Below are 24,221 nucleotides of genomic sequence, written 5' to 3' on the forward strand. Positions count from 1 at the left end.
TTTTTATAAATCACTTATAGATTACCTACATATGATGATAAATCAACTAACTTAGAAGAATATCCATATTCATTATCATACCAAGAAACCAGCTTAAAGAAGTTATCATTAAGAGCGATACTTGCATCTGCATCAAAAGTGGACGTATTTGTCTCTCCTACAAAATCTTGAGAAACTACATCTTCATCTGTATAAGCAAGTACTCCTTTTAGTTCATTTTCTGAAGCTTTTTTAATCACAGCCTTAAGATCTTCATAAGACACAGATTTTTCAGTTCTTACTGTCAGATCCACTACAGAAACGTCTGCTGTAGGAACTCTAAACGCCATCCCTGTAAGCTTACCATTTAATTCTGGAATTACTTTTCCTACTGCTTTTGCAGCTCCTGTAGAAGCTGGAATAATATTTAATAATGCAGAACGACCTCCTCTATAATTCTTTTTAGACGGAGCATCTACAATAGCCTGTGTAGCTGTAGCTGCATGTACTGTTGTCATTAATCCTTCTACAATTCCAAAATTATCATTAATAACTTTAGCTAAAGGTGCTAAACAGTTTGTAGTACAAGATGCATTAGAAACTATGGTATCAGATGGTTTAGCTTGTGTGTGATTAACTCCCATAACAAACATAGGAGCATCTGCAGATGGTGCAGAGATTACAACTTTTTTAGCTCCTGCTTTTAAGTGTGCATCTGCCTTGTCCAATGTAGTAAAGATACCAGTACAGTCCATTACCACATCAACACCAACTGCGTCCCATTTAAGATCTTCAGGATTACGCTCTGCAGTGATACGGATTTTTTTTCCATTTACAACAAGACTTCCATCTTTTACTTCAATCGTTCCATTAAATTTTCCGTGAACCGAATCATACTCCAATAAATATGCAAGATGCTCTACATCTAGCAAATCATTGATAGCAACTATTTCTACATTATCACGTTCAGAAGCAATTCTAAAAGCAATTCTACCAATTCTACCAAAACCGTTAATTCCAATTTTTAACGCACTCATATGTTATAATTTATTTGTTTTAATTTAAAAATTCTTGTTTATACTGATGTGATATCAGCAACTTTAATTAATCTATCGTGTTTATGTATTCTTTTTGACAATGCAGTTTTGAGCGGTACAGTCGTTACATTTTTATGTACAATACCAATCATTACATCTTGTAATCCCTCTAGCAAAGCTTCGACAGCACCAACGCCTAATTTACTCGCTAACACCCTATCAAAACAGCTAGGAGAACCTCCTCGCTGGATATGTCCTAGTACGGATACCCTAACATCATACCCATCCAGCTTTTCTTTAACATATTCTCCTAATTCAAAAATATTTTTACCGGATTTATCACCTTCTGCTACCACAATTATACTGGAGGTCTTACCTGATTTTTCACTTTTCTTAAGAGAATCGATCAATCGGTCTACCCCCATATCTTCTTCAGGTATTAAAATTTCTTCAGCCCCTGCTCCAATACCAGAATTCAATGCAATATCACCAGCATCTCTACCCATAACCTCAATGAGAAATAAACGGTTATGTGAACTTGCCGTATCTCTTATTTTATCAATAGCTTCTACTACAGTATTTAATGCAGTATCATATCCAATAGTATAATCGGTGCCATTAATATCATTATCAATAGTTCCCGGAATCCCTACAACAGGAAAATCAAATTCTTCTGATAATTTTAATGCGCCGGTAAAACTACCATCTCCTCCTATAACAATAAGAGCATCAATACTATTTTCTTTTAAATTAACATATGCTTTTTGTCTACCATCTTTAGTACGAAACTCTTTAGAACGAGCTGATTTTAAAAAAGTACCTCCTTTATTGATTATATTTCGTACTGAACGTGCATTTAATTGTGTAAAATCGTTATCGATAAGGCCTTCGTAGCCCTTATAAACACCAAAACAATTTACTTCATAGTAACTACAAGCACGAACTACCGCACGGATAGCTGCATTCATTCCCGGAGCATCTCCTCCGGATGTTAACACAGCAATATTTTTAACCCTTTTAGCCATATAGATATCAAAGCTATCGTTATTGATCACAATAACCTAATTTGTTTAAAATCTAAAACGTTTTCGGTTGATAAATACGGCAATTACTCACAGATTTTATAGTATTTTAACAAAAATTCAAATGTAATTTTAAGATATAGGCAAAAAAAATTGTGATAAACTAAGAATCAAATGAGCCAAAAGGTTAATTACTCCATTATCACAAGTATTTTTTTTACTTTTATACGGTAAAGAAAAAAATTAGCATAATAAGTCTAAGCTAAACACGTATGAAAAACAATTTGAAAATACTTTACCTATTCCTTATTACATTATCAAACATCTATGGACAAGAAGGAATTATTGAAATAGAAGAAGTTAGTGTAGAAGAAGAACCAGGAACTAACCCTATTCCATTTGCTGTAGTCGAAGATGCTCCCCGATTTATAGGTTGTGATGGATCATCAAACAGCGAAATCAAACGTTGTACTTCTGATAGTATTCATAAATTCGTTAAAGATCATCTTATCGATTTAGAAAAAACTTTGGGAGAAGAAGGTAAAAAACGTGTTTATGGTCAATTCATTATAACTAAAGAAGGAAAAATAAAAGATGTAAAGACCAGAGGTCCTAGTCCGGAATTAGAAAAAGAAGCTAAGAGAATTTTAGAATTATTGCCTAACATGATTCCAGGAAAACAAAGAGGTAAAGCTGTCGAAGTATCCTATTCTATTCCTATCACCTTTTCAGAAAATTAAGGATATAATTTTTATTCAAAAAACCTAATGAACTACTTTTACTCAAGGGTAAAAGGTATCGGAAACAAGATCATTTTACCCATCTGAACAAAGAAGCAAGATTCCTTTCATTCTGATTTATGGAGTTTGAATATCTTGATTCTAAGTATTATGCACGGAACAGAATCAAAGGAAATTCTCTTGATTAAATATAAAAATCAATTCTTAATTTCCTTCATCAGTAGGAAGCTCCCCTTCTCCTGGTGGTATATCATCAGGAGGAAGACAATCCTATGTTAACATATCATAAGCATCTGCATAAGCATCTTCCTCAACGCATTCACTCGCTCTTAGCGCTTCTATAGCTGTTTTTAAAGTTTGACAATCCTCTTTGGTCCCGCATTGAATGCTACCAAAAGCTTCCACTACAATGGTGTCTAATTCTTCTGCTATTGTTTCACAAGAAGCCCATTATAATCAGATCCACATGAGATCCGTGTACAGATGAAAGCAATCGAAAACATAAATTTAATTAGTTTCATTATTGTTTTTATACCAGTAAAACTATATAACTATGGTCATTTTATAGCTTAATAAAGCTGATAATTCAGCACATGCAAGCTAATATTAAGTATAAGATATTGGTCTTCAATAAAATCAATTCATCTTATCTGTTTAGTTAATTAGAATATTCCTATTATGTATAATTACTAAACCCAAATTGGTCAACCAGTACGATATCGGATACTAGCCACATACTAACGAATTCTATTTTTAACACACCATATAATTAGTATCCATAATAACAGAGTAGGTTTTATAGTATTTTCGAGTTTAACAAATTGCTAGAATACGAGAATCTAACTTTTACAATCAGCACCTATCTATTTGATTATAAAATAGATATAACCCAATAACAGAATTCAGAATATTATGAAAAAGACCTATTTGCATCAATTATTAATCAAACGTATCGTAATGTTTCTTTGTATCATAGGTAGTTCCATAACGTATGCACAATCATTGCCATTACCTTATGAGATTATCAACTCATCAGAGTATGCAGATTCAGAAATTTTTATAGGATTAGTAGGAAAAATAAATGATGGAGAAAATGTCTGGATGGATTGTTCAACAAGTACCTTATATCCGATGCAAAAATCAGATAATACCATACAAGGTCCTATATATAATGGTAATGGTGGACCGGGATTAGAAGGTAAATATGCAGACTGCTTCACACGATTAAGTGAAATCCCTAATAACACAATAGATCTTCCTCAGATTTATGCGGTTCGTATATTTATTGCTTTTGAAGAACAGCTATACCTTTACTTCTTTGGTGAAGATGGAGGTTACTCTGCTCCCGCCCTTGCTAATAATGCAGATCCTAATCAGGATATACGATTTGAAATGATAGAGTTAACGTATGGTCCTTATGGCTTATGGACCAATACCACTCGTGTAGATGCTTATCAATACCCAATGGGCTTAGAAGTATGGGGTACTGATGGATTTTATAAAAAAGTAGGAGAAATACAATCTCACCAGGAAATTTTAGCTGCTTGGGAAAACCGCGTCCCCAGCGCTTTTCAGGGATGCTATGATCGTGAATTAGGAATCATTGAGGCTCCATCTAAAACAGCCGATTTTCAGGAAGGTGGTGCTCAAAGTAATTATTTTGAAGAATATGTTGATGCTGTATGGGATCGTTATAGTAATGAAGACTTAAACCTGAGTATAGGTGAAGCCGGACAATGGCAAGGACGTGTATATGGTGATCGATTTATTTTTACCAATCAAGACGGAGTCGAAGGAATTATTAATGGCAGACCCAATACACAGGAAATTCTAGAGGCAAAGGGAGTACTCGCAGAGGATGTATTGTCTACTCCGGATATTCATGCTGATCAAAATATCCAGAAACATTTTAGTGCAGCGTTTAATCGTGGTGTAATTGACGTAAATGCACCCGTTGGAGCTAATGTAGAATGGTCTAATGAAAATGAGTTTTTTACACAAACTCCTTTTAATGAGTATGTAAAATTTTGGCATTCTACCGATATTAGTTTTGAAGGAGAAACCTATGCATTTGCTTATGATGATGTGTTTGATTTTTCATCTACCATACACACTACTGTGCCAAACAATGTAAAAATAACAATAGGTGGTTTTAGTGGCGCTCCTTCTTGTCCATCAACTGTAATTACTCCCTATATAAATGCTAATAATGAAGGATGGGTAAGTACATCAAACGGGATAATTACATCAGGACAAACAATCAAATTAGGACCACAACCCAACTCTGGTGGATCTTGGAGTTGGACTGGACCTAATGGATTTACTGAATCTTCCAGAGAGGTTTCTCTTACAAATATTCAATCCAATCAATCAGGAAATTATACAGCAACATATACGAATACTTGCGGAACAAAAAGTACTCAGATATTTACCTTAACAGTAAATACCGATACGACAGGTGGTGAATTCATCCCAGATCCAACCAAAAGTTATTATATCGATAATCCATATCACAACCTAAGAATTGGAGCTAATGGTGGAGAAGAACCTTTTAGCACATCTACCTCTACTACAGGTGCAAACGTAGAGTGGAAAATAACGATTTCTCCTACCAATGGTCATTATTATATCGATTGTAATGGTGGTGATGAAAAGCCAAGAATACGAACAAATAACAGCGCATATACTGATATGCAACGTACTACATCTAAAGGAAGTTGGACTAAATGGAGTTTTATTCCTGCTGGCGATAACACCTATTTTCTGACAACCTTAGGTAGCGAATTACAAAGGTTACAGATGAATAATCTAGGAGAATTAAAACAAGTAACCACTGCTTCCGCAGATACTTGGGAACGCTTTACTTTAACAGAAGTGCTATTCTCATCATCTCTTGCATCCTTTCATATTGAAGCAGAAGATTATAGCACAATGAGCGGAATCCAAACAGAGACTACCATAGATACTAATGGTGGATTAAATGTAGGATATGTAGACGCTACAGATTGGATGGAATACACTGTAAACATTCCAACTGATGGAACATATACTGTAGATTATAGGGTTGCAAGTATTCCTGGAGACGGAGCTATTCAATTTCAAGTTGATGGAAATATATTAGCAACAACTAATATTCCGGAAACTAATGGATGGCAAAATTGGGATACTATAAGTACAACTGTAACGCTAAGCGCAGGGTCACAGACCATTCGTCTATATGCCCCAGAAGGAGGTTGGAATCTTAATTGGTTAGATATTTATAGTACGTCAGCAAAAACTTCTGAAAGTATAAACGAAAAGGAAATCGTTAGTATTTATCCTGTTCCGGTTACCAATCAATTAAATATATCAATACCGCAGTATGAAGCATATCATAGTCTGGAAATTAAAGATATTAATGGAAGAACTGTATTATCAGAATATAATATAGATAGTACCAATATTACCATAAACACAGGTAGACTGTCTAATGGAATGTACTTACTAATTATGAGAAGACAAGGGGAATCAGCAGAAATTATAAAGTTCATGAAATAAACACGAATTTATAATATCGAACTCATTAGAGTTCAAAATCAAAAAGCAATTAAAAAAAATAGGTAAATGATGCATTTTCATTTACCTATTTTTTTATATAAATCATTCTATACAAAATTTAAAAACGAAATAGAAACAAAAAGAAACATTAAAATTTTAAAAAGCAACCTTTTGAAAAAAAATAACTTTCTTTTTATTTTTTTTATAATAAAAAACCTATCTTTATATTATAATTGACAGTTTACCAATTAATTACACAAATATTCATTAAAAACCTCACAAAAATGAAAACATTAGTATTCACATTATTATGTAGCTTATTCACTATAAGCATGATCGCAAGAACTATTTATGTCACTCCAGATGGAGAAGCAGCTTTTGGTGTAGGCACCCAAGCCGTTCCTATGAATCTCGCCTTTGGTTTAAATAGCGCATCCCCTGGTGATACCGTCTTATTAAATGGAACGTTTACTCTATCTACTAACATTTATTTACAAGATAAGAGCGATATTACAATTGGCGAATGGGGTACCGGAGCCATTCTTGAGGGAAGCACCGATGTTAACAGTTTTGGTTTTCCCTTAATAGTGTTGATTAATCCAACGAATGTAACTGTAGAGAACATTACATTTCGTCAAAATTTTGGAAATACTTCAAAGGGTATATGGGTTCAGGGCCAGGGAGACAATATCAATATAAGAAATTGTGTTTTTACCAATATAGGATGGACAACTTCATCAACAGCTATTGCTGCAAATGCAGAAGGTGCTCATGCAATCTTAGTAATAGGCAATCAAAATGAAGGTAGCTTAACTAACGTCAATATTACAGGGAACTCTGTAACCAATATGATCACAGGAACCAGTGAGAGTATCACACTAATTGGTAATGTAGATGGATTTTTAATCGCAGACAATTATATAGGTGATGTTACTAATATAGGAATTGATGTCGCAGGTCATTTTAGTTGGGTAGTTGATCCGGATACCGGACAGCAACTTACAGATGGACTTAATCAAGCGAGAAATGGTCGTATTAGAAATAATACTGTTACAAATGCTGTGTCACCCATAGCCACTTCTGCAGGTATTTATTGTGATGGATGTAGAGATGTAATTATCGAGCGAAATATTGTCAGTTCCAGTGGCGCAGGTATTTCTATTGGATGCGAAGTTGGCGGTGGTAAAACAGCATCTGGTGTTACAGTAATGAACAATATCTTTAGAGATAATAATGAATCCGGAATGTTTTTAGGTAGTAGCCTGTCTGAAGGAACAGCTGCTGGTCCCAGTTCTGTAGACAATTGTGTCATAAAGAATAATACCTTCTACAATAATGGGGTTGCTAACACCTCTAATGATTATGAGGTATTCCTTCAAAACAGTAAAAACAATCAATTTTATAATAATATAGTTTATATAGGTGCTAATGCCAGAGGTATTGTTTCTGCAGTAGATAAGGTCGTTGAAAATTTCACTATGGATTACAATCTCTTCTATAGAGCTGATGGTACCAGAACAGATTTAGTAATCTCTGCAGGCAGTGCTCTTTCTGGCAATACTAATTCTCAATTTGGTGACCCCGGTTTTAGTGGAGAGTTGAATATATCAAATAGCTCAAGAGCTGCCAATACAGGAAATCCAGCTACTACTATTTTATCAGGAGAGTTAGACAGAAATGGTGGTATCAGAAAACAATCATCAAGGGTAGATATTGGTGCCCAGGAATCAAATTCAACGCAATCGTCTCCTACTCCTAATTTTAATGGTGACACTATCGAAAGTGATATTGTGGTAACAATGAGAAAAGGAAATGCAACTGGTTTTGGCATTGATGGAAACAATGGAGGTGCTAATGGTCAAAATATGTACTTATGGAGTTATGATGCTAATAATATGAATCAGCAATGGATAGAAATTGATCGTGGTAGTGGATATTATTCCTATCAAAAACAAAACACTAATTACTGTATTGATGGTGGTAATGGTGGTGGTAATGGTCAAAATGTATATTTATGGACTTGTAGTGCTAATAATCAAAATCAGCATTGGAGAAAAGTAGATATAGGAAACGGAACTTATAGATTAGAAAAACGAAATGCTCCTGGATTCTCTATTGATGGTGGACAAGGTGGTACAAATCGTCAAAACGTATATTTATGGAGTTCTAATAGTGCAAATCAGAATCAACAATGGCAGTTTACCGCTACTACTACAGCAAAAAACCTTGAAAGCGTGGATGATACTAAAGCAACAACTGAAGCTTTATCTATTGAAATTTACCCCGTTCCTGCACAAGATATTCTTTATGTTTCTTTTCCTGAAGAATCAACGTTTGCAAAAATGGAAATCATCGATGCAACAGGAAAAGTATCAATGACTAAAAAGGAGATTTCCGGAAATAATATTCCACTGGACATAAGTAATTTTGCTAAAGGAATCTATTTCCTAAAAGTATTTAAAGATGATGCCTCTACTGAAACACTTCGTTTTTTAAAATAATGATTTAAAATCCAGTTCATAAAATTATTTCACCCTGCATCAAAAATGCAGGGTGATTTTTTTTAAACGCCTTAAGCATCTGTTTTACTAGCTACCCAGTCGTTTACCAATTCTTCTAAAATAGTAAGTGGAACGGCTCCATTGGTCAATACTACATCGTGAAACTCTCTGATATCAAATTTATCTCCTAATTTTGATTTAGCATTTTCACGCAATTCTAATATCTTGTTCATTCCTATCTTGTACGCTGTTGCCTGACTTGGCATCACGATATGTCTTTCTACCATCTTTATAGCATCAGACTCTGCATTTGGTGTATTGTCTATATAATACTTTATTCCTTCTTCTCTTGTCCATTTTTTAGCATGGATACCTGTATCGACCACCAATCTGCAAGCTCTCCATAACTCCATCGCTAACCTGCCAAAATCAGAATATGGGTCGCTATACATACCTATCTCTTTCGGTAAAAATTCATTATATAATCCCCAGCCTTCTATATAGGCAGTATATCCGCCATGTTTTCGAAATTTAGGAATTCCTTCTAACTCTTGAGCTATTGACAATTGCATGTGATGTCCAGGAATTCCCTCATGATATGCCAATGCTTCCATTTGGTATTTTGGCATAGCTTTCATATCATATAAATTAGCATAATATTTTCCTGGTCTAGTTCCATCGGGAGTACCTCTTTGATAAAAGGCTTTACCTGCACTTTTTTCTCTAAATGCTTCTACAGCTTTTACCTCTAGATCTGCTTTTGGTTTGGTAAGAAATAAGGTATCTAATTTAGATTTCATAGCATCTATCAAAACTATAGCCTCTTTAAGATATGTTTCTTTTCCTTCTTTATCATTTTTGAAATAAAATTGTGGATCATCTCTCATAAAAGCAAAGAAATTCTGAAGAGTACCCTCAAATGCTACTTTTTTCATAATATCTTTCATCTCTTGGTGAATTCTATCTACTTCTTTTAATCCTAACTGATGAATTTCTGTTGCCGTCATGTTTGTGGTAGTAGTACGTTTTAATGCATTGTTATAATATGCATCTCCTTTTGGGAATTTCCATGCTCCGTCATCACTGGTAGCTCTCCCCTTTTGCTGCTCTAGCATATTGATCAAACGCTCATAAGCAGGTTTTGTACTTTCTATTAATGCTTTTTCTGCGTGAGCAATCAATGTTGTAGTAACTTCTTCTGTTAATTCTAATTCAGAAATCTTACTTTTAAAATCTGCCAGCAACGTACTTTCTTTATTAGAATCATCAAAAGGCTTACCCGTAATTACATTTCGGCTATCCTCTAAAACCATTGAAAAAACAAACTTAGGTAGGATAATACCATTTTTTTCTCTAATTGTAATATTTTCCTGTAATTGTCTGAACAAGGTATCGATCCCGTGAAGCCTAGAAATATACGCTTCTGCATCTTTTTTGTTGTCAATTTTATGCATATTAATCAGAAATGCAGGAACTCTGGATTGCATCCCATGCATTTGGTTGACAGGATATGTATAAAAACGATATTGATAATCCTCTATATGCTGTTGTAATTTTTGTTTCATCAACTTATAGCTAAGTAATGTTTCTTTATCTAATTTAGAAACATCCACAGAATCATTAAGATATCCTAATCGCTTTTTACTTTTCTCTAAGCGCTCTGCACCTTTTTTAGAAGAAATATCATTCCATTTACCATAATCTTTAGTTTTTATTCCTAATCTGGTTTGTTTCTCCGGTAAATCAGCAACATCTTCTTCAAATTGTTTTTCAAACCAATAATTCATTTTTTCAGAATGCTCCTTTATCAACTGCTCCTCAGAAAGAGCTGGTTCTGTTTTATTAATTTCCTTTTTACAACTGACACAGATAAAAAGGAGAGAAAAAAATAAGATGGTGAGTTGTGGTTTGCTCATTTTGTTTAATGTTTGAATGTATTAGTTTAGTGTTATCAATTGAATCTAAAATACTAAAAAACGGTTTCTTTTTTCACAAATTCAAAACGATAATGAATACAATTATTTCAAAATATACACTTCTATGCATGAATCTTCATAAACCGTATGTGTTTGTTTCTTAAAATCTTCTTCTTTTGCTTTGAAAATATTAGGTACAAATGTCTGAGGATTAAGATCAATATAAGGAAACCAGGTACTCTGAATCTGGACTTGGATTTTATGTCCTTTCAAAAACGTGTGATGTACATCCTGTAGCTTTATCTGAACATCTGTTTTTTGATTTGGAATAAAAGCCTCAGGCGTACTAAAATCATTTCTAAATCGCCCTCTCAATACTTCGCTTCTCACCATCATATGGTAATTTGACATTTTCAAATGATCCTGAGTTTCTTCTGTATCTTTAGTCTCTGGGGGATATACGTCAATCAATTTAACTACCCAATCGGCATCTGTACCTGTAGTAGCAACCTTTAATTTTGCTGCGATTTCTCCAGAAAGTGTCATATCTTCAGTTAAAACCGGAGTTTCATATACTAAAACATCAGGGCGACGTGCTGCAAAACGCTGATCATCGGTCATATATTTTCTTGGTGTAAAAACCATCTTGATATCTTCAGAATATGGAACAGGCTTTTTAGGATCACTATTAAACGCCAACGATTCTTTACCCATATTATCAGACAAACTGTTCTCTGATAAATAAAATACTTTTTTCTGAGCATTTGCCGGTGGCCAGGTATCATATGAATTCCATTCCTTTTTTCCGGTATCAAAAATTTTAATCTCTGATAAACCTGTATTTTTATCTCCAGTTCCTTTTAAGAAATGATTAAAAAATGGAGTTTCTATATTTTTCTGATAATTAAGAGAAATATCATCTCCAAAATATACATTACCAATAGCTTGCCTCTTTTTACTTCTCGCCCAGTCCCCGTGACTCCAAGGTCCAAAAACCATCGTATTGTAAGTATCACTATTTGCTTCTATTTTTTTATACGTCTCTAGTGGACCATATAGATCTTCTGCATCAAATAATCCACCTACTACCATCACAGCAGGTTTAATATCTTTAAGATGCTGAATGATGCCTCTTTTTTGCCAAAACTCATCATAGTTAGGATGTTCTTTGAGTTGAGTCCAGAAAACATTATCTTCTTTATAATATTGATCCAAATTACTTAACGGTCCGGCATCCAGAAAAAACTGATATTGATCTTCTGTGTTAAGTTCCGGAAACGAATACCAGTTTTCTTTTACCGGTTTTGATTTTTCATACCCAAAAACGGCCGTTGCTCTCCAATAACTTAATAAATAGGCACCATTGTGATGAAAATCATCAAAAAAGAAATCTCCTATACAAGCTTGGGGAGAGACTGCTTTTAATGCAGGATGTGCATCCAATAATGAATAGGTTGCATAAAACCCTGGATATGATATTCCCCAGATCCCTACCTTTCCATTATTATTTGACACATTGTTAACCAACCATTCTATAGTATCGTATGTGTCACTGGCTTCATCAAATTGTTTTCCTTTCTTATTAGGGATATAGGCACGCATATTGTCATATACACCTTCACTCATCCAGCGCCCTCGCACATCTTGATAAACAATTATATTTCCTTCTTTAGCAAGAATATCATTAGGTCCTATTTTAGTTCTAAATTCATTCTCCCCATATGGTTTAGAACTATAAGGAGTACGCTGCATCAGTATTGGATATGTTTTACTCGTATCTTTAGGACTATAGATAGTAGTGTGTAATTTTATTCCATCCCGCATCTCAATATCAACTTCTTGTTTTGTATACTGATTTTTTACAATAAGCGTATCGAGAGCTTCCTGAGCTGATCCAATAATTCCTACTAAAAGACATAGTGTAGGTAAAAGAGTGCGTCTAATAAATTGCATGAGTTTAATTTTATCGATCAAGATAAAAAAACGTAATAGCGAGACTTCTATTTTTAAGGAGATTTTAACTAAATAGGATTGAAATCATTTATTAAAATTCTCTAATCCCTTTTGTAACCAAGTAAGATATTCTTTGGCATCCGGAGTGTAAGCAATCGGATCAATTACATTTTTCTCATCCAGGTCAATCATTACATAGTATGGCTGTGCATTTGCCTTATAGCGTGTAATCTGAAAGTCACTCCACTTATTACCGATGGTTTTTATTTTTTTACCAGTAGTTTTAGAGATATATTGTTCCTCTACAGGAAGCTCTTTTTTATAATCAACGTAGAGAGATATTAACACGACATCATTTTTTAATAACTTTAATACATCTGGTTGAGACCAGACATTCTCTTCCATTTTACGACAATTCACACAAGCATATCCTGTAAAATCTATTAAAACGGGCTTGTTAACTTCTTTAGCATACGCAATGCCTTGTTGATAATCAACAAATGACACAATATCGTGTTCACCATACTTGGCTCCTTCAGGCAATTCTTCATTTAGAGAAACCATTCCTTTAGTGTTACCTACTCCATGCGGAGATTCACTATAACTCATTGGCGGAGGAAAGCCACTAATCAATTTTAAAGGAGCTCCCCAAAGTCCAGGGATTAGATATATTGTAAATGAAATCGTTAAAAGTGCTAATAATAATCTGCCTACAGAAATATGATCTATTGCAGAATCATGAGGGAGCTTAATCTTACCTAGCAGATAAAGTCCTAAAGTACCAAAAACAGCTATCCAGATCGCTAAAAACACTTCTCTTTCTAACCAATGTAGTTGTAAAACGAGATCAGCCTGAGATAAGAATTTAAATGCGAATGCCAGTTCTAAAAATCCTAAAACTACTTTGACTGTATTAAGCCACCCACCACTTTTTGGTAAAGAATTTAACCATCCCGGAAACATTGCAAAAAGCGCAAATGGCAGTGCTATTGCCAAGGAAAATCCAAACATACCAACAACAGGGGCTATTCCTCCCTTTAGTGCAGACTCTACTAAGATAGTACCGACTATAGGACCTGTACAACTAAAAGAAATAATTGCCAAAGCTAATGCCATAAAAAAGATACCAAGCACCCCTCCTCTGTCTGCTTGTCTATCCACTTTATTGGCCCAAGAGTTAGGCAACATAATCTCAAAAGCTCCTAAAAATGAAGTAGCAAATAAAAGAAGTAGCGTAAAAAAGACAAGGTTAAACCAAACACTTGTGGAAAGCTCATTCATCGCATCTGCTCCAAAAATAGCGGTAATTACAGACCCTAACCCTACATAAATTACAATAATAAATACACCATAAATAATTGCATTTTTGATACCAGCTGCCTTTGTTTTACTTTGTTTTGTAAAAAAACTAACAGTCATAGGTATCATAGGAAACACACACGGTGTTAGTAATGCTGCAAATCCTGATAAAAAAGCAATCAAAAAAATAGCAAATAAACCTTTTTTGTCACTGCTCTTTTGATCAAGGTCTTCTTCTTTAACGTCAGAAGAAGCTAATTCATTTACATTTTTCTTTATCTCAGGAATTATCTGCGCACTTTCAGTATTCTCTGAGTCACCATCTGTCTGTATATTTGCCGTTAATTTATCGAGATCAAACACAAATTCTATAACTTCTGGAGCTAAACATTTTTCATCATCACAGACTCCATAAAAAACCTCAGCTTTTATAACTTTTACTGATTTATCTATATGTTTGATTTTTTGGATAAACACAACCTCATCTTCAAAATACTTGATATCCATTTCAAATACTTTATCAAACTTCTCAATACCCTTTGGTTCTATGGTCTCACCAACTAATTCAAAAGCTTTATCTTCATTGGTAAAAGTAAACTCAGTAGCTGTTGGTGCTATCTCATCAGTTTCCACAACCCGCTGCGAGTACACATGCCAACCTTTATCAAGTGTAGCCTCAAAATACAATAAGTAAACATCATCGGATTCCTTTTCTATCTTACTGGTCCATTTGATAGGCTCAAAAACCTGAGAAAACAAAATGTTTGAAAATAAAATTGCAATTGCTATTACTATACTATTCCTCATCAGGTGATTGTTATTTTTACAATTTGATCTGTGGTTGGTGTGATTTTAAATCTATTATCCGCTCTATAATTGATAACCCATACAACATCTTCTTCTGAACATAATAAGAAAACTCTTTCTTTAGCTAATACGGACAATTTTTCATCTTTACAGTATTTGCTTACCTTTTTTTTTCCTTTCATTCCTATGGGATAAAAATAGTCGCCTTCTTTCCATTTTCTTACGATCAAAGGGTATTTTAACGTTTTTTTATCAACATAAATCGTTTTTAAATCAATCTCAGACATTTCTGTTACTTCTTTAAATTTGAGTATGCCAGACGGAATCATAATCATATGTTCATCCTCAGGGATTTTATAAGATTGTTTCGTAACTATCTTATTTAATGGACTTAGTATAATAAAAGTTCTGTCTTTTATCAATCTGTGTGTAGAAGAGAAAATCTGTTTTCCGGATTGTGCAGTCAATAAATCCAATATATCATCCCAGGCCGTAAAACCATATTCTTTTAATAGTAGAAACAAATATCCTTTTGGATTCTCAAATCCTAGTAAACTGTCAATACTTATTTTTATAGTTTCGGTACCGGAATATTCAAAAAGTTCCTGCTTAAGACGACCTACTTGTTCATTAATAAAACTATGGGTTGTTCGTAAATTTTCTATTGTAGTTTCAAAATTTTGTAAAAATGTATGATTTACGGATAATAGTTCTGGTATCACCAGATGCCTGAGTTTATTTCTGACATATTTTGTACTCTTATTACTACTATCTTCACGCCATTGCAACTTATGCTCTGTAGCATATTGTAGAATTTGATCTCGTGAGAATGGCAATAACGGACGTACATATATATCATTAACTTCGGGAATACCCAATAATCCCTCGATACCTGTACCTCGTGATAAATTAATTAAAAAAGTTTCCAAACTATCATCCAGATGATGTGCTGTCAAGACATAATCAAAGTCATGCTGGTTCAGCAATTCTCTAAACCAATCATATCTTAATTTTCTCGCTGCCATCTGTGTAGATAGCGCATACTCTTTTGCATAGTTATTAGTTTCAAAACTTGTTACAAAAAAAGGAATGTCCAGATGATTGGCTAAATTTTCAGTAAAAATTTGGTCTCCATCACTTTCTTCTGCTCTCAGCTTAAAATTACAATGAGCAATAGAACAAAACATATCCAGTGAATGACAAAGTATCGTGAGAACCACACTATCAAGTCCTCCACTACAAGCTATCAACACTTTTTTCTTACTTAAGAATGATAAATTAGTATCAATATGACTTTTAAATTCTTTTAGCAAATATTTCGTTTTAGGTTGTTTGAAATTATTCAAATATACGATTTTGTATTCCTGACACAATTTTTATCAAAACTATCTTTACATTTTGATTATCAGTATTTTAACACTATAGTCCAGCTATTTTTATTATTTTTAAGCAACTCCTAACAATTATTTATATGAACCACGTCGCAGAAATACCTAAAAACCACAAAAACAGTCTTAAAAATGAGTTCAACAGAAAGATATTATCAGTCGTACCTCATTTACATCCTTATGTAAAACACCGCTTATATATTGCAGAAAGTACGGGAGTTTTACCCCGAAACATGTATTGTTCTAATGGAATCATTGACGATGCTATCATAAAATTATATAATGATGCCCCCATTAATATTGATATGGATACTTTATCATTAGAGCTAAAACTCTTTAAGATCGCAGATCTTTTAATTGATCAATTATATAGTAATGAAGGCTGGCATCAAAAAAGTATTAGTACTAATTTCTTTTTAGAAGAAGAACTTAACAGACTAAAAGAAAACTATACTTCTGATGCAGACAACGAATTGATTATGAATGAAGAATTAAATGACATCTCATACCATCAAAATCCTGAAAGAAAACACCAATTTATTTATAACAGTAAGGATGCTAGAATTTTACAAATTATGGAATCCGAAGGTTCTTCTGAAACTAAAAAACAAAAACTTCTGGGCAAGTTCTATAGTTGGTTACCATTAGAAACTTCAAAAATTGTAGATTTATTTATTTTTGGTAAACTAAATTTTGAAGAAATAGCAAAAATTAAAAATATAACGGCATTAGAAGTAAAAGAAACCATTATTAAGGTGAGAAAAAGTTTTAGAAAGAATCTGATATAAATCTATAATTGACGGTTAATTGTTTATGTTTCTTAATTCTCCTAATGACTAATTATTAGAATTTTTGCATCTTACATATTCACTTATATATTTATAGTCCCTCTAATACCTCTCTCATCGCTTTTGCTTTGATCAGGCACTCTTCATATTCTTTATCCGGATCAGACTGAGCAGTGATTGCGCCACCTACCGTATACGAAACATATTGTTTTTCTTCGTTATATAAAATACTCCTGATTACAACATTAAAATCAAAATCATTTTCTGGAGTAAAGTAGCCCACAGCACCACTATAGAGACCTCGTTTAGATTCTTCTAAATCTTCTATAATTTTCATAGCAGATATTTTTGGTGCACCAGTCATACTCCCCATAGGAAAGGTAGTTCTAATTACATCCACCGGAGAGATTAGGTGATCAATTTCTGAAACTACCGTAGATATCATTTGATGGACTTGCTTAAATGAATGTACCTCACATAATTCTTCAACTTTAACGGTTCCTTTAGAGGCAGTTTTAGACAAATCATTTCTCACCAAATCTACAATCATCACATTCTCAGATCGCTCTTTGGGATCTTTTTCTAAATTCACAATTAGCATTCTGTCTTCTTCTTCTATTGTTGACCTTTTTGCAGTTCCTTTTATTGGTTGAGATATAATTTTATTACCTTCTTTTTTTAAATATCGCTCAGGAGATGCAGATAACAAATACTTTTGATTCATTTTTAAATATACAGCAAAAGGAGGAGCAGATATCTGGTTAAGATGATGATATGTTTGTAGCGGATTTAAACAACTATTTTCGGCATAAAATTCCTGACAAAAATTAGCTTCATAAATATCTCCTCTATAAATATGATGTAACATCTTCTGCACTTTCTCCTTATACACGTCTTTTGTAATCCGTAAACTTATTTTAATCTTACCACAATCCGTCTCTTTATTATCGTCTGCTAAAGATGCTGCGGTATTGAAAGAAATTTGATTAAAATCTTCTGATATTTCGTCGTCAACCATAGTAAGATACTGCATCTCTACTACCGATCCTTTTAAAAGAAAAATCTTCTTAGGCTGAAAAAAAAATAAGTCTGGAAAATCCAAGGAGTCTATATTAGCAGAAACCAAAGCTTCTGTGTCATTTTTAAGATCATAGGATAGGTATCCAAAAATCCAATCGTTTGCTTTCTCCTGATATTCTTTTAATTTATCAAATCCCGAGGCATAGTCTGTCTTTATCGATGTAAATGCGTCTACCGCTAATATCACATCATAACTAGAGTATTTTTGGGAATATGTATTAGAATCTAACCAAATTATTTCCTCAAATTGTTGAGCCCAATGAAGTAAATGTTCTTTAAATTTTGCAGGGTGATCCAGTATATATTTTTTACTCTTACGCACAATTTATTTAATTTGTTGAGAAAATGTACTAAGTACCTCACTTAACCCCAGAAATAAGGTTTCATCTGTAACCTCATTGGTTTCTTGAGAAAAATTAGTGTAAAAAGAAGGGAAACTAAAGCTTTGCACAATTTCGCCTCCAAATCTGGGTAGCACCTTTTTTGCAAATTCTAATGCACTTAATCCTCCTCTTTGTCCCGGAGCTGTGCTCATAAGTAATATCTTTTTTCCTTCTAAAAAATTACGATCTAACCGAGATAACCAATCAATACTATTTTTAAAAAATGCACTCCAACTACCATTATGTTCATTTACAGAAATAACCAATGCATCGGCCTCAGAAATCTCTTGCTTTAATCCAAGTGTCATTCCTGGAAACCCATTATTCTTTTCTTCATCTTCACTATAGATCGGCATAGAATAACTAGACAACTTCAGCACTTTTACCTGATGATCTGATATATGTGTAGCTACATATTCTACAAGCGTATGGTTGATAGATGTACTGCTATTAGAACCTGCAAAAGCTAGAATATTCTTCATAGAATTTTGTGTTTAACATCAAATGTAAGTAAAATGGTAACAGTCGCAAAATAAGGCTACCTTTGCACCACAAAAAATAGTACAGGTGATTTTTAGAGATTTAAACCTAAGCACACAGCTTATCAATGCATTAGATGATCTGGGATTTGCAACCCCTACTCCCATACAGGAACAAGCTTTTTCTGTAGTCATGTCTGGTAGAGATGTCGTAGGTATTGCACAAACCGGAACAGGCAAAACTTATGCTTATATGCTTCCTATCTTACGTATGCTAAAATATTCTAAGCAAGAAAACCCAAGAGTGCTTGTATTAGTTCCTACACGTGAACTAGTCGTACAGGTAGTGGATGAGATCGAAAAACTATCTACGTATATTAATGTACGTATTGCCGGAGTATATGGAGGCACCAATATAAATACACAAAAACAAGCAGTTGCTGCGGGACTGGATATTATTGTAGCTACTCCCGGTCGTTTATATGATCTGGCAGTAAGTAGGGTATTACAACTAAAATCTATACAGAAGGTTGTAATTGACGAAGTGGATGTTATGTTAGACCTCGGATTCAGGCATCAATTGATGAATATTTTTGATATTCTACCACAGCAACGGCAAAATATTATGTTTTCTGCTACGATGACAGAAGAAGTAGATCAAATGATTACTGAAACCTTTATCAAACCAGAAAAAATATCAGTCGCTAAAAGTGGTACTCCACTAGAAAACATAAAGCAGTATGGATATAAAGTTCCTAATTTTTATACAAAGGTAAACCTGCTGAAACACTTACTATCCGATAAAGAAAACTTTCATAAAACGTTAATCTTTGTTGGATACAAAAAGATTGCGGATCGTCTATTTGAAAAGTTGCAAGATTCTTATGCAGATGAAATTTGTATCATCCATTCTAATAAAACGCAGAATTATCGATTACGGAGTATAGAGCAATTCAGAAAAGGAGAAAACCGTATTCTAATTGCCACAGATGTCATGGCGCGAGGACTGGACATAGAGCATGTAAGTCAGGTAATCAACCTGGATACTCCGGATTACCCAGAGAATTATATGCATCGTATAGGTAGAACGGGGCGTGCAGAAAGAGAAGGTGTTTCTTATGTATTGACCACAGAAAAAGAGCTGGATGCATTAGCTTCTATTGAAAATTTAATGGACATGGAAATCGAGCAACTGGAGCTACCGGATGCCGTAGAAATCTCAGAGCTTTTAACTCCAGAAGAGCAACCAATTGTAAAAGAGATAAATAATCCTCACAAACGTCCTAATGACGAAGATGCTGGTGCCGCGTTTCATGAAAAATCGGCTAAGAATAGTAAGGTGAATCTGGGAGGATCTTATAGCCGTGAAATCAAAAAGAAATATAAAAAACCTAAAACCAGAGGAGATAAAACCTATAATCTAAAGAACAAGAAAAAGAAGCGGTAAAACTACTGAATACAAGGGGTACCTATATACTACAAACAGTGTATTTTATGAAGCTCACAGTGCATAATTTAGTCATAGATTAGTAGAGCATCATATTATGAAACTTACCGAAGTCCAAATTTCCTATATCGCCATTATCGCTGGCCTCATTTTAAGTGGTATTTGTCTTAGTATCCCAAAAATGACTTTATCAGCAATTGCAATCAGAGGTCTATTAAGTGCTATTGCGGGCATTTCATTTATAATGATTCTCATAGGTCTAAATGCCTGGTTGGTACGCCATAATACGTTGGATGGACTTAGAATACTATTTTTTAGTGCAATCATAATGCTAACCTTAATTTTCTGGATGTATGATCCTCAAAATATATGGACATTTCTAGGCGCATCTATAGGCTTTAGCTCATTTTTTTGCGGATGGTTTCTTTATATATTACAAAATGTCAGTTTTATGTTTTAGAGATTATGTACTTTTAGGTCTGTAAATTACTAAATAATATGGCTTCCATCTTTGGTCACGCTTTTGCGGCATTTGCTTTAAGCACCTCCTTTTCAAAAGAAATTGCTACTCCAAAATTCTGGATACTTGGCATTATATGTGCCATCATTCCAGATGCAGATGTGATTGGGTTTAGATTTAATATTGCCTATGAAAGCTTCTGGGGACATCGGGGATTTTCACACTCGTTAGTTTTTGCCTTATTACTTGGCATCCTCGTTACCCTCATTTTCTATAGTCATAAAATAAGGAACAAGACAGGTATTCTATTAATATTATATTTTACCTTATGTACTGCCTCTCATGGTATATTAGATGCGCTCACATCAGGTGGAAAAGGGGTTGCTTTTTTTTCTCCACTTGATACGACTCGCTATTTTTTTCCGTGGCGTCCTATTAAAGTCTCTCCGATTGGTGCTAGCAGGTTTTTTAGCATGCGAGGAGTTAACGTATTACTCAGTGAATTTATCTGGATTGCCATTCCGGCGATTATCTATATCTTAGTAGCTTCCCTATTAAGAAAGAAGAATGATAAGCATTGATTTTAATAATAAAAAGTTTGTCTTAGTTGAAAATTCAGAAAAGGGTGAAGTAAACAGCGACACTATTTTTGAGTACAAACAAGACGGTGACCTGATTACCGCAGAATACCACGGAGGTACCATACGATATGGCAAAATTATTGCTATTCTAAAAGACAAACAATTACATATGCACTACCAATGTGTTACCAACTCAAATGAACTAAAAGCAGGAAAAGCAATGGCAGCTATTACACTAAACCCGGATAATAAAATAAGGTTGACGCTCCATTGGGAGTGGTTAGATGGTTCCAATGAAAAAGGAATTTCTGAATATATTGAATGCTAATTACACCTTTCTAAAAATTAAAAAATGAGATCATTTGCTGCTGACACGCCGTCAGATCACAAGAAAAAATCAAAAGTTTCTATAGTTACTGCCTTTAAGACCATTATCTGGCCCAGGCGTAACCTGGTATTTATTGGATTAATCTTAATTGTAATAGGTAGACTTGCTGGTTTTATATTACCTTGGAAAAGTAAAGTCTTATTGGATGAAGTGGTTCCTAATAAAGACTTTAATCAATTATACAGTCTTTTACTAATCGTAGGAGTTGCTATATTTGTTCAATCAATAACTTCTTTTTTACTTACAAGGATTCTGAGTGTACAAGCACAATACTTAATTTCAGAGCTACGGGTACAAGTTCAAAAAAAGGTACTATCCTTACCAATTAGTTTTTTTGACAATACAAAATCAGGTGCCCTAGTATCCAGGGTCATGAGTGATGTAGAAGGAGTACGCAATTTAATTGGAACTGGTTTAGTACAGCTCGTTGGTGGCTCTCTTACAGCAACTGTATCTTTGGTCATTCTTATTTATATCAATCCTTTAATGACCCTATTTGTACTAGTTCCTATATCCATTTTTGGTATTGTAGTATTAAAAGCTTTTAAATATATCCGTCCCATTTTTAGAAAAAGAGGGGTTATTAATGCCGAGGTAAAAGGGAGACTTACAGAAACATTAGCCGGTGTACGTGTCATTAAAGGGTTCAATGCAGAGGCTCAGGAAAGTATTGTGTTTGAAAAGGGAGTAGATCGTCTATTTCAAAATGTAAAAAAGAGTTTAACTGCAACAGCATTAATGAGTAGTTCTTCTACTTTTTTGTTAGCAGGCATTGCCTCTACAGGAATTATGGGAATCGGTGGATATTATATGATTGAAGGTTCTATGACCGCAGGTGACTTTTTATTTTTCACCATGGTACTTGCCTTTATGATTGCTCCTATTGTACAGATGAGTAATATAGGAAGTCAATTAACAGAGGCGCTTGCAGGATTAGATAGAACCGAAGAATTGATGAACTTAGATCCTGAAGAAGATCCAGATAATAGAACAATCTATTTGGAAGACATTCATGGACATATCACTTTTAAGGATGTATCATTTGCTTATGAAGAAGGTAAAGATGTATTACATACTATTAATTTTGAGGCTCCCCCAGGTTCTGTTACTGCTCTGGTAGGAAGTTCCGGATCTGGTAAATCTACGATCGCCGGACTATCAGCTTCCTTCTTAACTCCAAAATCAGGAAGTATCACTATAGATGGAAATGATATTACTAAGGTAAACCTAAATAGTTATCGTCGTAACCTGGGAGTCGTATTACAAGATGAGTTTTTATTTGAGGGGAGTATCCGAGAGAATATTCTGTTCCCAAAGCCTGATGCTACAGAAGATGAATTACAAAAAGCGGTAAAAGCGGCTTATGTTAATGAATTTACAGACCGCTTTGATGATGGATTAGAAACTTTAATTGGGGAACGTGGTGTTAAATTATCAGGAGGTCAGCGACAACGTATTGCCATTGCAAGAGCGATTCTTGCAGATCCAAAAATTATTATTCTGGATGAAGCTACTTCTAATCTCGATAACGAAAGTGAAGGTTTTATCCAAAAAAGTCTTGCTGAATTAATGAAAGGAAGAACTACTTTTGTTATCGCGCACCGATTGAGTACTATCAAGAAAGCAGATCAAATTCTAGTCATAGAATCAGGTAAAATTGCCGAATACGGAAACCACGAAACCTTATTTGCAGCAAAAGGTAGATATTTTGATTTGTATACATATCAAGCAAGGATTTAATGTATATTTTTAAGCATTGAGTACTAAATAGTAAATCACATTGTACACTCTACTTTTCAAAATTTTGTAAACTAAAAACTCAATACACGGTATTAGACTCCATTCTTATTTAAACTCGATCTTAACTTGATATTTAATAATTTAGAGTATACAAAATCAAAAGTTATGGACAATAATATTAGAGGAGGGGATGCTCCAATTGCATGTCAATTAGAAGCCAATAAAAACTATGCCTGGTGTAGTTGCGGACATAGTAAGGATCAACCTTTTTGTGATGGAACTCATAGAAAAGAGGGAGGCACACCCCCTAAGATTTTCACAGTTGAAGAAAACCAAAAGGCATATATATGTAGTTGCAAGCTGACTAAAAACCCACCATTTTGTGATGGATCACATTCATAAGCTATTTAATGTGACACTATGATAAAAAAGTTTTTATTCGTAGTAAAGCTATGTAGTATATTTTATTTAAAAATTATTTTCAAAATAATATATATACGGATATGAAGAATGTTTTATGTTTAAAATGTTATTGCTCGTACCAACTAGAATTTAAATTTGTATTAAAAAAAGAGGCTGTCTAAAAAGTAATTTAGGCAGTCTTTTTATTTTGTATATTTTCAGATTTTAATTGTTGATTGTAAATTTTAGCGAAGATTTATGGGATTTTATAAAAGCAAGTTAGCTTTTATCAGG

The 24,221-nt window shown here is 33.9% G+C and carries 18 protein-coding genes; 10 read left to right on the forward strand and 8 right to left on the reverse strand.

Annotated elements, in window-relative coordinates:
• Positions 1 to 14: 14 nt before the first annotated feature.
• Positions 15 to 1,016 (reverse strand): type I glyceraldehyde-3-phosphate dehydrogenase, encoded by a 1,002-nt coding sequence (gap, locus tag ABD816_RS11830; protein ID WP_344927590.1) that lies wholly within the window; start codon positions 1,014 to 1,016, stop codon positions 15 to 17.
• Positions 1,017 to 1,054: 38 nt separating this feature from the next.
• A complete protein-coding gene (pfkA, locus tag ABD816_RS11835; protein ID WP_344927621.1) occupies positions 1,055 to 2,041 on the reverse strand; it encodes a 6-phosphofructokinase in 987 nt (328 codons plus the stop codon).
• Between the two features lie 269 nt (positions 2,042 to 2,310).
• Between pfkA and ABD816_RS11840 the strand changes: the two genes are divergently transcribed.
• The 3 genes from ABD816_RS11840 to ABD816_RS11850 all read left to right on the forward strand — a co-directional run bounded on the left by ABD816_RS11840 (position 2,311) and on the right by ABD816_RS11850 (position 8,816).
• The gene (locus tag ABD816_RS11840) at positions 2,311 to 2,778 is read left to right on the forward strand and encodes an energy transducer TonB (RefSeq protein ID WP_344927592.1); all 468 of its coding nucleotides are present in this window, start codon (positions 2,311 to 2,313) and stop codon (positions 2,776 to 2,778) included.
• Positions 2,779 to 3,690: 912 nt separating this feature from the next.
• The gene (locus tag ABD816_RS11845; protein WP_344927593.1) at positions 3,691 to 6,315 is read left to right on the forward strand and encodes a beta-1,3-glucanase family protein; all 2,625 of its coding nucleotides are present in this window, start codon (positions 3,691 to 3,693) and stop codon (positions 6,313 to 6,315) included.
• A gap of 284 nt (positions 6,316 to 6,599) precedes the next feature.
• Positions 6,600 to 8,816, forward strand: a complete 2,217-nt coding sequence (locus tag ABD816_RS11850) for a ricin-type beta-trefoil lectin domain protein (protein ID WP_344927595.1) — start codon at positions 6,600 to 6,602, stop codon at positions 8,814 to 8,816.
• A gap of 71 nt (positions 8,817 to 8,887) precedes the next feature.
• Here the strand turns inward: ABD816_RS11850 and ABD816_RS11855 are convergent, their stop codons facing one another.
• From ABD816_RS11855 to tilS, 4 genes are all read right to left on the reverse strand, one after another.
• A complete protein-coding gene (locus ABD816_RS11855) occupies positions 8,888 to 10,732 on the reverse strand; it encodes a DUF885 domain-containing protein (RefSeq protein WP_344927596.1) in 1,845 nt (614 codons plus the stop codon).
• A gap of 102 nt (positions 10,733 to 10,834) precedes the next feature.
• Positions 10,835 to 12,685, reverse strand: a complete 1,851-nt coding sequence (locus ABD816_RS11860; protein WP_344927598.1) for a CocE/NonD family hydrolase — start codon at positions 12,683 to 12,685, stop codon at positions 10,835 to 10,837.
• An 84-nt stretch (positions 12,686 to 12,769) separates the two neighbouring features.
• The gene (locus ABD816_RS11865) at positions 12,770 to 14,791 is read right to left on the reverse strand and encodes a protein-disulfide reductase DsbD family protein (protein ID WP_344927600.1); all 2,022 of its coding nucleotides are present in this window, start codon (positions 14,789 to 14,791) and stop codon (positions 12,770 to 12,772) included.
• Complete coding sequence (gene tilS / locus ABD816_RS11870) at positions 14,791 to 16,104, reverse strand: tRNA lysidine(34) synthetase TilS (protein WP_344927602.1); 1,314 nt, start codon at positions 16,102 to 16,104, stop codon at positions 14,791 to 14,793. The genes ABD816_RS11865 and tilS overlap by 1 nt, the downstream gene beginning before the upstream one ends.
• Positions 16,105 to 16,262: 158 nt before the next feature.
• Between tilS and ABD816_RS11875 the strand changes: the two genes are divergently transcribed.
• The gene (locus tag ABD816_RS11875; protein WP_344927604.1) at positions 16,263 to 16,967 is read left to right on the forward strand and encodes a hypothetical protein; all 705 of its coding nucleotides are present in this window, start codon (positions 16,263 to 16,265) and stop codon (positions 16,965 to 16,967) included.
• 91 nt (positions 16,968 to 17,058) lie between these two features.
• Here ABD816_RS11875 and ABD816_RS11880 read toward each other — a convergent pair whose 3' ends face one another.
• Both ABD816_RS11880 and ABD816_RS11885 read right to left on the reverse strand, forming a co-directional pair.
• Positions 17,059 to 18,372: an anthranilate synthase component I family protein gene (locus ABD816_RS11880; protein ID WP_344927624.1), complete on the reverse strand. Its 1,314-nt coding sequence runs from the start codon at positions 18,370 to 18,372 to the stop codon at positions 17,059 to 17,061.
• Positions 18,373 to 18,912 carry an NADPH-dependent FMN reductase gene (locus ABD816_RS11885; protein ID WP_344927606.1) on the reverse strand — a complete coding sequence of 180 codons (540 nt, stop codon included), beginning with the start codon at positions 18,910 to 18,912 and terminating at the stop codon, positions 18,373 to 18,375.
• 85 nt (positions 18,913 to 18,997) lie between these two features.
• Here ABD816_RS11885 and ABD816_RS11890 point away from each other — a divergent pair, with 85 nt between their 5' ends.
• The 6 genes from ABD816_RS11890 (at position 18,998) to ABD816_RS11915 (ending at position 23,927) form a co-directional block, all read left to right on the forward strand.
• Positions 18,998 to 20,356, forward strand: coding sequence for a DEAD/DEAH box helicase (locus ABD816_RS11890; protein ID WP_344927607.1), 1,359 nt, complete (start codon positions 18,998 to 19,000; stop codon positions 20,354 to 20,356).
• A 97-nt stretch (positions 20,357 to 20,453) separates the two neighbouring features.
• A complete protein-coding gene (locus tag ABD816_RS11895) occupies positions 20,454 to 20,816 on the forward strand; it encodes a hypothetical protein (protein ID WP_344927609.1) in 363 nt (120 codons plus the stop codon).
• A gap of 38 nt (positions 20,817 to 20,854) precedes the next feature.
• A complete protein-coding gene (locus ABD816_RS11900; RefSeq protein ID WP_344927611.1) occupies positions 20,855 to 21,397 on the forward strand; it encodes a metal-dependent hydrolase in 543 nt (180 codons plus the stop codon).
• Positions 21,384 to 21,725: an avidin-fold protein gene (locus tag ABD816_RS11905; RefSeq protein ID WP_344927612.1), complete on the forward strand. Its 342-nt coding sequence runs from the start codon at positions 21,384 to 21,386 to the stop codon at positions 21,723 to 21,725. Before ABD816_RS11900 ends, ABD816_RS11905 begins: the two co-directional genes overlap by 14 nt.
• A gap of 24 nt (positions 21,726 to 21,749) precedes the next feature.
• Positions 21,750 to 23,525 (forward strand): ABC transporter ATP-binding protein, encoded by a 1,776-nt coding sequence (locus tag ABD816_RS11910; protein ID WP_344927614.1) that lies wholly within the window; start codon positions 21,750 to 21,752, stop codon positions 23,523 to 23,525.
• A 165-nt stretch (positions 23,526 to 23,690) separates the two neighbouring features.
• Positions 23,691 to 23,927: a CDGSH iron-sulfur domain-containing protein gene (locus ABD816_RS11915; protein WP_344927616.1), complete on the forward strand. Its 237-nt coding sequence runs from the start codon at positions 23,691 to 23,693 to the stop codon at positions 23,925 to 23,927.
• Positions 23,928 to 24,221 lie beyond the last annotated feature (294 nt).

Origin of the sequence: Aquimarina addita, assembly GCF_039539305.1 — a bacterium.
Lineage (GTDB): Bacteria > Bacteroidota > Bacteroidia > Flavobacteriales > Flavobacteriaceae > Aquimarina > Aquimarina addita.

What these genes read in the sequence shown, in the direction of transcription:
- gap (WP_344927590.1), bottom strand. Translation starts at nt 1,016, where the DNA reads ATGAGTGCGTTAAAAATTGGAATTAACGGTTTTGGTAGAATTGGTAGA.
- pfkA (WP_344927621.1), bottom strand. Translation starts at nt 2,041, where the DNA reads ATGGCTAAAAGGGTTAAAAATATTGCTGTGTTAACATCCGGAGGAGAT.
- ABD816_RS11840 (WP_344927592.1), top strand. Translation starts at nt 2,311, where the DNA reads ATGAAAAACAATTTGAAAATACTTTACCTATTCCTTATTACATTATCA.
- ABD816_RS11845 (WP_344927593.1), top strand. Translation starts at nt 3,691, where the DNA reads ATGAAAAAGACCTATTTGCATCAATTATTAATCAAACGTATCGTAATG.
- ABD816_RS11850 (WP_344927595.1), top strand. Translation starts at nt 6,600, where the DNA reads ATGAAAACATTAGTATTCACATTATTATGTAGCTTATTCACTATAAGC.
- ABD816_RS11855 (WP_344927596.1), bottom strand. Translation starts at nt 10,732, where the DNA reads ATGAGCAAACCACAACTCACCATCTTATTTTTTTCTCTCCTTTTTATC.
- ABD816_RS11860 (WP_344927598.1), bottom strand. Translation starts at nt 12,685, where the DNA reads ATGCAATTTATTAGACGCACTCTTTTACCTACACTATGTCTTTTAGTA.
- ABD816_RS11865 (WP_344927600.1), bottom strand. Translation starts at nt 14,791, where the DNA reads ATGAGGAATAGTATAGTAATAGCAATTGCAATTTTATTTTCAAACATT.
- ABD816_RS11875 (WP_344927604.1), top strand. Translation starts at nt 16,263, where the DNA reads ATGAACCACGTCGCAGAAATACCTAAAAACCACAAAAACAGTCTTAAA.
- ABD816_RS11885 (WP_344927606.1), bottom strand. Translation starts at nt 18,912, where the DNA reads ATGAAGAATATTCTAGCTTTTGCAGGTTCTAATAGCAGTACATCTATC.
- ABD816_RS11895 (WP_344927609.1), top strand. Translation starts at nt 20,454, where the DNA reads ATGAAACTTACCGAAGTCCAAATTTCCTATATCGCCATTATCGCTGGC.
- ABD816_RS11900 (WP_344927611.1), top strand. Translation starts at nt 20,855, where the DNA reads ATGGCTTCCATCTTTGGTCACGCTTTTGCGGCATTTGCTTTAAGCACC.
- ABD816_RS11905 (WP_344927612.1), top strand. Translation starts at nt 21,384, where the DNA reads ATGATAAGCATTGATTTTAATAATAAAAAGTTTGTCTTAGTTGAAAAT.
- ABD816_RS11910 (WP_344927614.1), top strand. Translation starts at nt 21,750, where the DNA reads ATGAGATCATTTGCTGCTGACACGCCGTCAGATCACAAGAAAAAATCA.
- ABD816_RS11915 (WP_344927616.1), top strand. Translation starts at nt 23,691, where the DNA reads ATGGACAATAATATTAGAGGAGGGGATGCTCCAATTGCATGTCAATTA.